Below are 12,721 nucleotides of genomic sequence, written 5' to 3' on the forward strand. Positions count from 1 at the left end.
CGTCAGGCCGCGCGCCGGCCTACCGCTTCCCCGTCGGCCTCCACCGGGACACGATGCAGAACCCTAGCGCTAGCATCGAAGTGGCAAACGGTCACGACGAACTGAACGTCAGCATTGCGAATCTGATGCCGCGTCGCAATCACGTCGATTCGTGCGTTATCGAGGGCTCGCAGCGCATCGAACACCAAGCCTGGCCAAGCGATGTCGCTGTCGGCCATCGCTTGACGCCATCCGTCCGCGCCGTCATCGGCAACAAAGCGTGCATAGATACCAGGCTCGTAGGTCTTCTTGTGCCCCAGCAGCAGGTCAGTCATCCCGGCATAGGCGGAGACGACAAAGGCGCGATTGTAAAGGTCCTCGCCCTTGCGCTCCGCGATCGGAACGTCGTCGAATAGCGTGCCAGTCGCGGCCATCGATGTGCCGCCGATCTTCTCGACACTATGAAAACCGCTCATGCGAGAGCATCCTCCATCAACGGGCCGTGCTGAGGCACGAGAGCTTTCGGGTCGCTGCGCGCGGCAACGAAGCTCGGCCGCGGTTTTTTGACGCCGAATGGCGCCTGCAGCCGGTTGCTCACGGCGTTATAGACGAAGAACGCGTTAGCGCGTGGAAATGGCGTGATGTTGCCGTTCGATCCGTGCATCGTGTTGCAATCGAAGATCACCACCGTGCCCGCCTTACCGGTCGGCGCCACGATGCCGTGGCGGTGCGCCAACTCGGTCAGACTTTGCCGGTCGGGCACGCCATACTCCTGCTTCTTCAGTGACGTGCGATAGTGGTCTTCCGGCGTCGCGCCAATACAGGTCAGGAAGACGCGGTGCGATCCGGGCATCAGCATCAGGGGGCCATTGTCCGGCGTATTTTCCGCCAGCAGGACTGACATGGAGAGTGCTCGCATGCGCGGCATGCCGTCTTCCACGTGCCAAGTCTCGAAGTCGGAGTGCCAGTAGAACTCCTTGCCTTCGAAGCCGGGCTTGTAGTTCAGGCGTGACTGATGGATGTAGACCTTGTCGTTCAGCAGGAACTGAGCGATGCCTGCCAAGCGTGCGTCGGCGGCGAGGCGCCCGATCACTCTACTCTGAGAGTGGATCTCGAAGACCGAACGGATTTCCTGGCTGTCCGGCTCGGCGATGATCGTTTCCGGATTGAGGCCGTTAGGGCTCGATAGCAGTTTCTTTGCCTGCGTCTGCAGGTGGTCGACTTCCTCGGGAGAGAGGACATCCTTGAGCACGAGGAAGCCATCGCGATCGAACTGCTCGGCCTGCTGCCGCGTTAGCGGTGCGCTCTCGCTCCAGTCGCTATGAATAACGGGATCGAGACGCGGAAGCATCTGGGCCTCCGAGGTGAGACGGGATGGGTAAATGTCTGTCAATGCCTTTCCCTCTTTCAGTTGTTTCAGGTGTTAACGGCCGCCTCGCGCGGCGCTTCGACATCAGTCGGATAGGCACCAGTCTCGTCGTGCACTTCCTGGCCGGTGACCGGCGGGTTGAACACGCAGGCCGTCAGGAGGTCAGTGTCCGGGCGAACGATATGCTGGTCGTTCTTGTTGAGTGCGTACATGATGCCCGGTGCGAGCTTGTGCGTTTCGCCGGTCCCGAGGTCTTCGATGGTCCCGGTTCCCTTCAGTATGAAAACCGCCTCGAGATGGTTCTGGTAGTGCATCTTGAGTTCTTCGCCCGCGTACATCGTCGTAATGTGGAAAGAGAAGCCCATGCCGTCGCTCTTGAGCAGAAGGCGGGCACTGTCCCAGCCCTTCGATTTGACGAGACGATCGGTCTTTCGAATGTCGCGGAGTTGACGAACGATCATTGTTCTTTCCCTTCGTTATTCGGCTGCAATGCCGTAGCTGCCGGTCCGCACCGCGCGGACCGACTCCTCGATGATGTCGAGGCCGGCCGAGAGGGCGGCGTCGTCGATAATGAGAGGTGCAAGCACCTTGACGATTTCGTCGTGTGCGCCGCTCGTTTCGATGATGAGTCCGGCGGCAAAACAGGCGCTGGTGATGGCATCGGCAGTTTCACCGGACCCGACGTCGATGCCACGCATCATGCCGCGGCCGCGTGTCGAAAGGCCGAATCCAGAAGCGATGGCATCCAGGCGTCGTGCGAGCAATCGTCCCTTGCGCTGGACGTCCTGCTCGAACTCATCATCCTTCCAGAAGTTCCGCAGAGACGCGGTTGCCGTGATGAAGGCGTGATTGTTGCCCCGGAACGTGCCGTTGTGTTCGCCGGGCAACCATTGATCCAACTCGGGTCGGAACAGTGTCAGCGCGAAGGGAAGCCCCATGCCGGACAGCGATTTTGCCATGGTGACGACGTCGGGCGTAAAACCCATGCCTTCAAAGCTGAAAAACGGACCGGTGCGCCCGCATCCGGCTTGAATATCGTCGACGATAAGGAGTGCGCCGTGGCGTTTTGCGATATCGGCGATTGCACGCAGCCAATCCGGCGATGCGGTGTTGAGACCGCCTTCGCCCTGAACCGTCTCGACTAGAATCGCGGCCGGCGCATCGAGCCCGCTGGAAGGGTCGGACAGCCGCCGTTCCAGTAGCGCGGCGGTGTCGAGATCCGGGCCGTGATAGCCATCGTAAGGCTCGTGGCTGACATGGCAGAGTGGTACGCCCGCGCCGGTGCGCTTGGCGGCATTGCCGGTGCAGGCCAGCGCACCGAGGGTCATGCCGTGGAAACCGTTCGTGAAAGCGATCACCAGTCCACGGCCGGTCACCTTGCGGGCCAGTTTGATGGCGGCCTCGACCGCGTTAGTGCCGGTCGGTCCGGTGAACATCACGCGGTAGTCCAGCCCGCGTGACTTCAGAATCAGCGACTCGAATGTTTCGAGGAACTCCGCCTTGGCGTCGGTATGCAGGTCGAGCCCGTGCGTGATGCCGTCAGTCGAGATGTAGTCGATCAGCGCTTGCTTCAGCGCGGGATGATTGTGTCCGTAATTAAGCGTCGAGCATCCCGACAGGAAGTCCAGATAGCGTCCGCCCTGATTATCATACATCCAGACATTGTCAGCTCGGCTGAACTGGCGCGGCATGGTGCGCGCATAGCTCCGCACGACCGACTCCCGGCGTTCGTAAATGGATCGGTCCGGGATATGGCTGGTCGGCTTGGGTCGTGTATGGCGACCAAGTGTGGTTGTTGTGGTCATGTCGTCAGTTCTCCTGATCTCTGGCTCCGGGCTGTCGGTTTGGCAGGGGGCCAATGCGGGCCAGCCACTCTGTGGCGTGCTTACCGGCGAAATGCGCGTCGCACTCGAACATCACACTGCGGATCAGCGGAGCGCCCCACGCGCGGGCCAGTCCGTTGAACAATGCCCAGGATGGAGCGTTGTCGTCGGTCACTGTGGTGAGGAGATACTTGGCACTTTCGGCGGAAGGGCGATCCAGCAGCGCGTTGATCATGCGCTGAGCAAGGCCTTTGCCGCGCGCCGCCTTCGCGACCGCGACCTGCCAGACGAAGAAGCTGTTCGGTTCCGAAGGCGGGCGATAACCTGAAACCCATCCTAGAATTTGCGCGTGACGTTCCGCAACGAGGCAGGAGTCCGTGAAGTGCGTGCACTGGAGGAGGTTGCAATAGGCGGAATTGGAGTCCAGTGGCGCGCAGGCTGCGACCAGGCGGGTAACCGCAGGGCCGTCAGCGGGCGACGGCTTTCTCAACTGGAACGCTTCGCTGACATCCGGAGCAGCGTCGAAAGCCACTGGCGAGAATCCACCGAAAGCGTCGACCCGACGGCCGGCTATTGCTTCAGATTTCGAATTAATCGCTTCATTCTCCGAAATATATAGCGCTTTAGCTTATAGGAAAATAAGTGGCGAAATCTTGAAAATTGGCTTGAGATCTCACATCAAAAGCTTCGTAGGTATTTCGTTATGCGAATAAAATTTGAAGGACTGACTTGGAACCGGTTACGATTCGCCTCGGCGCGGCCGTAGCTATAAGAAAAGCCACATGAAATCAGAGATCGCCTCACTGACGCTGCGCGCCCTGCGAAGAGTGCTGCGGGCAACTGAGATTGGCAGTCGCCAGCTGGCCATTGCGACCGGGCTTACGACATCGCAATGGCTCGTGTTGCGAGAGATCGACGCGCGCGAGAAAACCACGCCGGGTGTCATTGCGCAGGCGCTTCAGTTCGGTCAGGCAACGATCACGACGATCGTCGATCGGCTTGTGGCGCTCGATCTAGTGCAGCGCCAGCGTAACGCAAACGACAAGCGCCAGTTCCTTCTGACGGCGACGCCGGCAGGCAGGGACATCGTGGCCAACGCACCCGACTTGCTTCACCTGACGTTTACAGATCGCTTCGTCCAGTTGCCGCAATGGGAGCAGGCCATGATCCTTGCTGCAGTAGAGCGGCTGGCCATGCTGATGGACGCGCACAACATCGATGCCGCGCCATTGCTGGACAGCGGGGCCATCGATCGATCCCAACCCAGATAGGTCGATTGCCTCGACTGCGTGGACGGCTCGACAGAGCCGGATCTTCCCGCGCAGGTCACTTCCCCGGCTGAACCAATTGCGGGTGCGGGCGTTTCCTTGGTGGCCGACATATCGTCAGAAGCCGACGTCGGATCGGATGATTGCGGAGTCGGACGAGCCGCTCGGGCCGCTCGATATCCTGGGTCAATAATGCTGGCGTCGCAGAACCGATCGTTCGTACCATCGATCAGAAACTCTCTGAATGGGAACGTGTCATGGACGTGAATCTCCGTGGCACCTTCCTCGCTTGTCGAGCTTCTTGCCGCGCGGCAGCGGAGGCGCCATCGTCAATATCGGCTCGTTGGCAGGGCTGGGTGGCATTCCGGTTCCAACGGGTACGGCGCTTCTAGGGCAGCGATCGCGCATCTGACACGAAATCTTGCCTGCGAGTGGGCCGCGAAAGGCATTCGGGTCAGTTGCGTTGCACCTGGCTATATCGAGGCGGAGATGTTCGCCGATTCACGCGTCGAACCGCGGCCGGATCGAGCAGCGATTGCCAATGCGGCGGCTTGGCGCCGCGGATGAAATCGCGGCTGCCGTCGCTTTTCTCGTGTCCGATGATGCGTCCCACGTGGGTCGGGCGTCGTGCTCCCGGTTGACGGGCCGTAGGAGTTGCCGGCTGGTAGTGGCTACAGGCATCTTTTGACGGCGAGTCAAGCGCCAGGCGTGGCGGCCTTGGAAACTACATGGATATTTCAATGACATACGAGTTCGCAGGTTTGTTCTGAATGGCGCACCATTTCCGTTTGACAAGCGCCCGGTGCTCCCCGCGGCGCCTCAACTCGCGTACAGATAGTTCGGCAGCCACAGCGTCATGCCCGGCCAGAGATACATGATCACCATGCACAGGATCACGATCAGCATGTAGGGCATCATGCCGGCGAAGATCTGGTTCAGCGTAACGTGCTTCGGGGCGACGCCCTTGAGATAGAACGCCGACATCGCGACCGGCGGCGACAGGAACGCGGCCTGCAAGTTTACGAACACCAGCGTGCCCCAAAGGATCGGATCGATGTTGAAGTGCTTCAGCATCGGCAGGAAGATCGGCACGAAGATGATGATAATCTCGGTCCATTCGAGCGGCCAGCCCAGCACGAAGATGATCGCCTGCGACAAGATCATGAACTGCACGGGCGTCATGTTGAGCGAAAGCACCCAGCTTTCCAGCAGCGCCTGACCCCCGAGAATGGCGAACACCGCCGAGAACAGCGCCGAGCCGACGAACAGCCAGCACACCATCGCGGTCGTCTTTGCGGTCAGGAACACCGCTTCCTTGGTGCGCTTCCAATCGAGCGTGCGGGCGTGGAACGCGAGGATGAAGGCGCCGGCGGCGCCGACGCCGGCGGACTCGGTCGCGGTCGTGATGCCGAACAGGATCACGCCCAGCACCACGACGGTGAGGATGCCGAGTGGCATCACCGACGACGTCAGGAGCTTCAACACTTCGAAGCGTTCGCCGTCCATGCGCAAGTAAGAGCGCGCCGTCCACGCCGCCAGCACGGCGACTGATATCGCGAACCAGATGTAGAACTGGGTGTCCGGTCCCTTTTCAGCGGGCGACAGCTCCTTCGGCTCGACCGGGCTGCCGAGCTGCTGCAGGCCTTCGACGGCTCCGCTCGCGGCGCCGGGCTGCTGGTGGATCACGACGTACCACCAGACCGTGCCGAGCGCGGCTGCGGTCGTCAGGAACGGCACCAGCGAAATGAGGAAGTTCTGCACGATCGCGCCATAGCCCATCGGCTTGCCGTCGATCCGGAGCGTCTTCGCCTTTGCGGGCGAGAGCAGTGCCTTGAACAGGCCGACGAACAGGTTCGGCGAATACAGCGCCGCGAAATTCCTGATCCATTCGGGCACGTTGACGCGGGTCTGTTCCTCCGGCAGCGGCGGGGCGATCTTCGGGTTGATCATCGCCCAGCCCACGACATAGACGAGGTAGAGGAACGCCAGGAAGAAGCCGGGAAGCATCGCCGCTGCATAGAGCTTGACCACGGACTGGCCGGCGACCGCGGCATAGACGATGATCATCACCGAAGGCGGGATCAGGATGCCGAGCGTGCCGCCCGCGGTGATGACGCCGGAGGCGAGCTTCACGTCATAACCGGCGCGCAGCATCGGGTTGAAGGCGATCACGCCCATCAGCACCACCACCGCGCCGACGAGCCCGGAGGCGATGCCCCAGAACGTGCACACGATCAGGGTCGCAACCGCGAGCGAGGCGGGGAGGCGGCGGAAGGCGAGCTGGATCGAATAGAACATCTTGTCGACGAGGGCGCCGCGCTCCATCACATAGCCCATCAGCACGAACAACGGGATGGAGATCAGCACGTCGTTGGTCATCGCGCCGTAGGTGCGCTGGACCATCAGCTCGAAAACCTTGTTGTGCGTCCAGTTCTGCGACGGATCGTAGAACGCGATGAAGCCGAAGAACATGCCGAGGCCCATCAGCGTAAACGCCGTGGCAAAGCCCATCATGATGACGACGACGATGAGCGCCAGCATCAACAGGCCGAGCGCGGGATCGCTCATGTGTTCAGGTCCCCGCCCATGCCGCGCTGCCGCGCCATTTCATCGATGCGCGCCGCGCCCTCGATGGCGAGCTTGCGCGATTCCTCGTCCACGAATTCAGAGTGCGCGAGCTGCTCCCCGATAACGTCGGTCTCGGCGACGTCGGCAAGCCTGCTCGGCCATTCGCCGGTCTTCAGGCAAACGATGCAGCGGATGATCTCGCCGATCCCCTGCAGCATGATCAGCGCGCCCGCGATCGGGATGACGGTCTTGAAGTGGTAGACCGGCGGGCCGTCCGCCGTAACGTTGGAATGCTCGTTGATGTGCCAGGAATCCGCGGCGTAGAAATAGCCTGCATAGATGAGCGCGGCGATGCCCGGAATGAAGAACACGAAGTAGAGAACGAGATCGAGCGTGGCCTGCGTGCGCGGCCGCATCGAGGAGTACAGGAAGTCGCCGCGGACATGGGCGTTCTGCGCCAGCGTATAGGCGCCGCACAGCATGAATAGCGACCCGTACAGCATGTTCTCGGCGTCGAAGATCCATGCCGTCGGCATGTTGACGGCATAGCGCTTGAACACTTCGATGCAGACAACGCTCATCAGGAGGATCATCAGCCAGGCGGTCGCCTTGCCGACCCAGGTCGAGATGCCGTCGATCTTGTACAGTAAACTCTGGACGCTCATATGATATGGTTCGGCATAAAAACGATCCCAACGTAACACAAGGCACCGTCCGGAGGGTGGTCCGGACGGCGCCCGTGCCGGGTTTATTTCGGCATCAGAGTTTCTTGGCCGCGGCGTTGGGCCCGAAATAGTGGTCGTAGGCCATGCGGCGGTTCACCACCGTGTCCTGCTCCCATTGTGTCGCACGCTTGGCGAACGCGATCTGCGACTGCACGATCTCCTTGAACAGCGGGTTCTCGGCCGCCTTCTTCTGCACCACGCCGTCATAGATCTCGAGCTGCTGCTTCAGGATGGTATCGGGGGTCTTGTAGAACTTGACGTTGTCCTTGGTCTGCAGCTCCACATAGTCCTTGGAATAGCGGTCGATCGCCTTCCAGGACATATCTGCCGAGGCTGCGTCCACCGCGTTGGCGATGATCGCCTTCATCTTGTCCGGCAGCGCGTTGTACTTGTCCTTGTTGAAGGTGATCTCGAACTGCTCGGCGTTCTGATGATAGCTCTGCAGCATGCAGACCTTGGAGACGTCGGGGAAGCCGAGCACGCGGTCGGAGGTGGCATTGTTGAACTCCGCCGCGTCCAGAAGACCGCGGTCCATGGCAGCCACGATTTCGCCGCCGGGCAGCGCGTTCACGGCAGCGCCCATCCCCGAATACACATCGATCGAGATGCCGACGGTGCGGAATTTCAGACCCTTGATATCCTCGGGCTTGGTGATCGGCTTCTTGAACCAGCCGAACGGCTGGGTCGGCATCGGACCGTAGGGGAACGAGACGACATTGGCGCCGATCGATTCATAAAGTTTTGCGAGCAACTCCTTGCCGCCGCCATAGCGGTGCCAGGCCAGCAGCATGTTGGCGTCCATCGCAAAGCCCGGTCCCGAGCCCCACAGCGCCAGCGCGGTCTGCTTGCCGTAGTGATAGACCAGCACGCCATGGCCGCCGTCGAGCACGCCCTTGGAGACGGCGTCGAGCAGGCCGAAGGCGGGCACGACAGCGCCTGCCGGCAGCACTTCGATCTTGAGCTCGCCGCCGGTCATGTCGTTGACCTTCTTGGCGTAGTCGAGGGCGTATTCGTGGAAAATGTCCTTTGAGGGCCAGGTGCTTTGCCAGCGCATGCTGATCGGCCCCTGGGCGCTTACGACGCTCGGCGCGGCTACTGTCGCGGCGGCCCCCGCAGCAGCGACCTTGAGAAAGCCGCGGCGGCTCGAAGTTCTGCCCCTGTTTGATTTGGTCATGGCTGCCTCCTCCCCCCTGGAATAGCGATCCTTTGCGGATCGGCCTTTTTTATTGGGACAAGTCAAAGTCTTGCGCCGGGGTTTGGCAAGAATGTTCCGAATGATGCGACGCTACGACGCGGACTGCAGTGATGACGCGCCGCAAGACGACCAGACCACGGAAGCGTAGCCGCCTTTCGGAAGAGCAGATCATCGGAATTTTGAAAGAGCATGAGGCCGACGTTTCGGCCCGCCGATCTGCCGCAAGCATGGCGTCAGCGACGCCAGCATCTACAAATGAAGAGCGAAGTTCGGCGGGATGGAGGTGTCGGAGCCAAGCGGCTGAAGACGCTGGAGGACGAGAACACGGCTGAAGCGGTTGCTGGTCGACGCCATGGTCTGGTCGGCATGTGTGGTCCACCCCATCCATGCATGGTGTCGTGACGTCGTCGGTGCCGCGACCTGCAGCCGCGCCGGTGACGATGCTGCCGCTAGCGACAGGGCAGGAAGCAGGCGGCCCCTGCGGGCCGCCTGGGTAGATTAGCCTGAGAGCAGAAGAGCCCTATTGGCAGAGATGCTGGAGTCCGTCGGACCCCTTGAAATAGGTGCCGGGCCTGCAGACGATGCCGTTGTGCGACGCGTAACTGTTCCAGTCGCCGTTCCACGCATAGTAGTCGCCATACGCGGCGGGCCGATCGTAGGTGCCGTATGCGGCGTAGGAATTGCGCCAGCCGCCGAAGGGAGCGGTCGCGATCGCCGCGGCGGTTCCGACGGCAGCGCCGGCCACGCCGGCAGCGGCCCCCACCGGCCCCACGGGTTCGCGATAGGCGGCTCGCCGCTGATAATAGCCCCTCCTGCTGTCGTACGGGCTCCCGGCTCCTCGGTTGAGGCAGTTGGCGCTGGCGAATTGAGATGAACAGGCGGCCGGGTTGGAGAAGACCGCTTGCGCCGATGCGGGGCTCGAAACTGCCGACGCCACAATCACAGCCGCGCCAAGAACTCTTAGACTCATCATGGCTTGCTCCCTGGATTTGGTTTGCTTGCGAACCTTGCGAAGCTTGGCATGACTGAATGCCAGGTCCGCAAGTTCCCGTTTTCTCGCACCTAACCAAATGCAACCTCCGGAAGTGGTTCCTGTGCATCTCGTGCGCGGCATCAAATCGACGTGACTTGTTGAACGATTGGAGTGTCGATTTCCGTGAGGCGTCACCCGCGGATGCCGCGATCAATGTCCAGACGTGACGGAACTCCATTCGTCCACGACTCCGAAAGGAGACGCGTGAATGCAAATTGATGAAAGGTTGCATCATCGGGAACGGCAGGGCTGCGCGACGACCACGACAAGATTCGTCGCACGCAGAGAGGCAGACCTTTGGCGCAAGCTGCATAAGTTGTGTGATGCGGAAGCATCAACTGCCAACAAACTGCAACGTGCACTTCTGAACGTCACATTTGAGCCGACCTACGTGTTAATTGTCAGTAGTTGATTTGCGATCTTAAATTGCAGCGACTGCTACGTTTTGTGCCGAGGTTGGCCAATCTGTTCCTTATCAATTTGTTGTTGAGGACCAACAGGTTGGAGGGGCGCAAATGAAGTATGTGACAGGCTCGGCTCTTCCGGGCTCTTGCGTGGACAATCGCACGGAGGACTTGTCGACAGGCGGCGCGCTGCGGTCGTTAGCCAGGCTCGTCGGGCAGCAGAGACCATTTGCTGCGACCTACTATAATTGGTTCAAGCTCGCGGCCCTTGCCCTGATCGCATCGGGCGCCATGGTCGATACGGCCGCGGCCCAATCCTGCATCGTTGCGCCCGATTCCACCGTCACCCTCGCGAGTGGGGCAACTTGCTCAATCGCTCAGAATACGACGCTGACGGGGACGCCGGCCGTTCACTCAAGCACCGGCGCCCATATCAGCACCAATAATGTCACGATCAATTCCCTGAATGCCGGCAGCATCGGCGGGTTGGCGGATACGTTCGGCAGCATCGTCTTCAGCTCTGGATCGAGCATCAACGGCAACTGGACTACGGCGGCTTCGGCGCAAGACGGCCAGATCGTTTTTAACTCAGGGTCGGCCATCAACCCTGCCTCCAGTGGAGGGGGAACTGCACTGCTTGCGAACGGAACAAGCGGAGCGATCAACGCAGCAGGGCTCACCGTAAATCTCAACGGCCTCGGCAATAACGTGGCGGCGAGGGCGACGAACGGTGCCACCATCGCTCTGAGAGACACCTCGATCAGCTATGCTGCCGGCGGCAGCAACAATACGGGCCTTTGGGCAACCGGTACCGGCAGCCTGATTTCGGCGACGGACTCGACGGTCTCGATGCCCGGTGGCGCCGGCACTGACATCGGCGTGCGTGCTGATGCAGGCGCCACCGTCAGGCTCGTTGATCAGGGTAGTGTCAGCGTTCAAGGCATCGGCGCCGGTCAGATCGGCCTGTTGGCGCAGTCGGCCGGAAGCAGCATCACGGCAACCAACACGGCGATCACGGTCTCCGGCGCTGTCGCCAATATCGGCGCCAGCGCGCTCGACGGCGGCGCAATCACGTTGAGCGGCGGCAGCGTCTCCATGTTGGGCAGTGACGCGGAAGCCGGGCTGCAGGCGAGCGGCAGCGGCAGCACGCTCACGGCGACCGGCGTGACGGTGAGCCTTCCGAACAGCAGCGGCGGCCAAGGTGCCTTGGCCGGATCCTCCGGCACGGTCGTGCTGCACGGCGGCAGCATCAGCGCCGGCGGCGATCACGCGATCGGGGCCCATGCGAGCGGAGCCGGCAGCTCCCTGACCGCCGATGGGACCGCGATCAGCACCAGCGGCGGGAGCGCCGTCGGCGTCCAGGCGAACACTGAGGGCCGCGTCACGCTCACGGGGGGCACGACCGTCAGCACGTCAGGCGCTTTCGCCACTGGCTTGCTGGCGAACTCAGCAGGCTCGATCACCGCGACAGGCGTCGATATCACCACGACGGGTTCGAGCGCTCCCGCCGCCGGGCTGGGTGGGGACAGCACATTGACCATGACCGGCGGTACCTTGACCGCCAATGGCGCCGACTCGGCTGCGCTCCGCATGGGCGGCGGCACCGCGACGCTGACCGGCGTGACCCTGACCAGCGCAGACGCTTCGTCAATCATCGCCCCCGCCGGCACCAACACCGTGAACCTGACCGGCGCGACGGCGGTCGCCAACAATGGCCAATGGCTGAACGTCAGTGGCGGCGCCACGATCAACCTTATCGCTGATAGTTCGACCTTGCAGGGCGCCGCGCTGACCACCGTCAGCAGCACCTCCAATGTCACGCTGCAAAACAATTCGCTTTGGACCATGACCGGCAACTCGAACGTCACCAATTTGATCAACGCTTCGAGCGTGATCCAGTTCACGTCGCCTGTCGGCGATCCGACGCAGCTGTCGAGCTACAAGACGCTGACGGCAGTGAACTATGTCGGCCAGGGCGGCACCATCGGGCTTCATACATATCTTGGCACGGACGGTTCGGCGTCGGACAGGCTCGTCATCAATGGCGGCACGGCAGGCGGCAACACGTTCCTGAAGATCAGCAACACCACGGGCGGCGGCGCGCTCACCACCGGCAACGGCATCCTCGTCGTCGACGCGATCAATGGCGCGACGACGACGGCTGGCGCCTTCAGCCTGTCTCACCCGGTCCTGGCCGGCCCTTACCAATATTCGCTGTTCCGTTCGAGCGTAGACTCCAGCAACCCGCAAGCCTGGTATCTGCGCGACACCCTCGACTGTGTCGCGCATCCCAATCTGCGTGCCTGCGGCGGTGGCGGTCTTGTCAACTGCTCCAATCTGCCCAACGTGCCTAGGTG

The 12,721-nt window shown here is 61.6% G+C and carries 13 protein-coding genes and 2 pseudogenes; 6 read left to right on the forward strand and 9 right to left on the reverse strand.

Going from position 1 to position 12,721, the window contains the following annotated elements; translation table 11 throughout:
• Nucleotides 1-2: 2 nt before the first annotated feature.
• The 5 genes from J6525_RS37130 to ectA form a co-directional block, all read right to left on the reverse strand.
• Nucleotides 3-455 carry a hypothetical protein gene (locus J6525_RS37130; RefSeq protein WP_225648353.1) on the reverse strand — a complete coding sequence of 151 codons (453 nt, stop codon included), beginning with the start codon at nucleotides 453-455 and terminating at the stop codon, nucleotides 3-5.
• On the reverse strand, nucleotides 452-1,330 hold the full coding sequence (gene thpD, locus J6525_RS37135) for an ectoine hydroxylase (protein WP_283809490.1): 879 nt from the start codon (nucleotides 1,328-1,330) through the stop codon (nucleotides 452-454). The genes J6525_RS37130 and thpD overlap by 4 nt, the downstream gene beginning before the upstream one ends.
• Nucleotides 1,331-1,395: 65 nt before the next feature.
• Entirely contained in the window at nucleotides 1,396-1,809 is a 414-nt protein-coding gene (locus J6525_RS37140) for an ectoine synthase (protein ID WP_225648354.1), read from the reverse strand.
• 15 nt (nucleotides 1,810-1,824) lie between these two features.
• Complete coding sequence (gene ectB, locus J6525_RS37145) at nucleotides 1,825-3,153, reverse strand: diaminobutyrate--2-oxoglutarate transaminase (RefSeq protein ID WP_225648355.1); 1,329 nt, start codon at nucleotides 3,151-3,153, stop codon at nucleotides 1,825-1,827.
• Between the two features lie 4 nt (nucleotides 3,154-3,157).
• Nucleotides 3,158-3,703 carry a diaminobutyrate acetyltransferase gene (gene ectA, locus J6525_RS37150; protein WP_225648356.1) on the reverse strand — a complete coding sequence of 182 codons (546 nt, stop codon included), beginning with the start codon at nucleotides 3,701-3,703 and terminating at the stop codon, nucleotides 3,158-3,160.
• A gap of 250 nt (nucleotides 3,704-3,953) precedes the next feature.
• On the opposite strand from ectA, the gene J6525_RS37155 reads away from it, so the two are divergent.
• From J6525_RS37155 to J6525_RS47625, 3 genes are all read left to right on the forward strand, one after another.
• A complete protein-coding gene (locus tag J6525_RS37155; protein ID WP_057017678.1) occupies nucleotides 3,954-4,442 on the forward strand; it encodes a MarR family winged helix-turn-helix transcriptional regulator in 489 nt (162 codons plus the stop codon).
• A gap of 140 nt (nucleotides 4,443-4,582) precedes the next feature.
• On the forward strand, nucleotides 4,583-4,831 hold the full coding sequence (locus tag J6525_RS47620) for an SDR family oxidoreductase (RefSeq protein ID WP_092080277.1): 249 nt from the start codon (nucleotides 4,583-4,585) through the stop codon (nucleotides 4,829-4,831).
• Nucleotides 4,713-5,006, forward strand: coding sequence for an SDR family NAD(P)-dependent oxidoreductase (locus tag J6525_RS47625; RefSeq protein WP_176936773.1), 294 nt, complete (start codon nucleotides 4,713-4,715; stop codon nucleotides 5,004-5,006). The genes J6525_RS47620 and J6525_RS47625 overlap by 119 nt, the downstream gene beginning before the upstream one ends.
• Nucleotides 5,007-5,258: 252 nt before the next feature.
• Here J6525_RS47625 and J6525_RS37165 read toward each other — a convergent pair whose 3' ends face one another.
• The 3 genes from J6525_RS37165 to J6525_RS37175 form a co-directional block, all read right to left on the reverse strand.
• The gene (locus J6525_RS37165; protein ID WP_092080283.1) at nucleotides 5,259-7,007 is read right to left on the reverse strand and encodes a TRAP transporter large permease; all 1,749 of its coding nucleotides are present in this window, start codon (nucleotides 7,005-7,007) and stop codon (nucleotides 5,259-5,261) included.
• On the reverse strand, nucleotides 7,004-7,672 hold the full coding sequence (locus J6525_RS37170) for a TRAP transporter small permease subunit (RefSeq protein WP_092080286.1): 669 nt from the start codon (nucleotides 7,670-7,672) through the stop codon (nucleotides 7,004-7,006). Before J6525_RS37170 ends, J6525_RS37165 begins: the two co-directional genes overlap by 4 nt.
• 94 nt (nucleotides 7,673-7,766) lie before the next feature.
• Nucleotides 7,767-8,906 (reverse strand): TRAP transporter substrate-binding protein, encoded by a 1,140-nt coding sequence (locus J6525_RS37175; RefSeq protein ID WP_092080289.1) that lies wholly within the window; start codon nucleotides 8,904-8,906, stop codon nucleotides 7,767-7,769.
• A 131-nt stretch (nucleotides 8,907-9,037) separates the two neighbouring features.
• Here J6525_RS37175 and J6525_RS37180 point away from each other — a divergent pair.
• Nucleotides 9,038-9,285 (forward strand): annotated as a pseudogene (locus J6525_RS37180) (transposase); the annotation flags it as partial.
• Nucleotides 9,286-9,447: 162 nt separating this feature from the next.
• Here J6525_RS37180 and J6525_RS37185 read toward each other — a convergent pair.
• Nucleotides 9,448-9,900, reverse strand: a complete 453-nt coding sequence (locus J6525_RS37185) for a hypothetical protein (RefSeq protein ID WP_092080292.1) — start codon at nucleotides 9,898-9,900, stop codon at nucleotides 9,448-9,450.
• Nucleotides 9,901-10,168: 268 nt separating this feature from the next.
• Here J6525_RS37185 and J6525_RS37190 point away from each other — a divergent pair, with 268 nt between their 5' ends.
• Both J6525_RS37190 and J6525_RS37195 read left to right on the forward strand, forming a co-directional pair.
• On the forward strand, nucleotides 10,169-10,372 hold the full coding sequence (locus J6525_RS37190; RefSeq protein ID WP_225648357.1) for a hypothetical protein: 204 nt from the start codon (nucleotides 10,169-10,171) through the stop codon (nucleotides 10,370-10,372).
• Between the two features lie 103 nt (nucleotides 10,373-10,475).
• A pseudogene (locus J6525_RS37195) lies at nucleotides 10,476-12,721 on the forward strand (hypothetical protein); the annotation flags it as partial.

This window comes from Bradyrhizobium australafricanum, from assembly GCF_020329495.1.
GTDB lineage: Bacteria > Pseudomonadota > Alphaproteobacteria > Rhizobiales > Xanthobacteraceae > Bradyrhizobium > Bradyrhizobium australafricanum.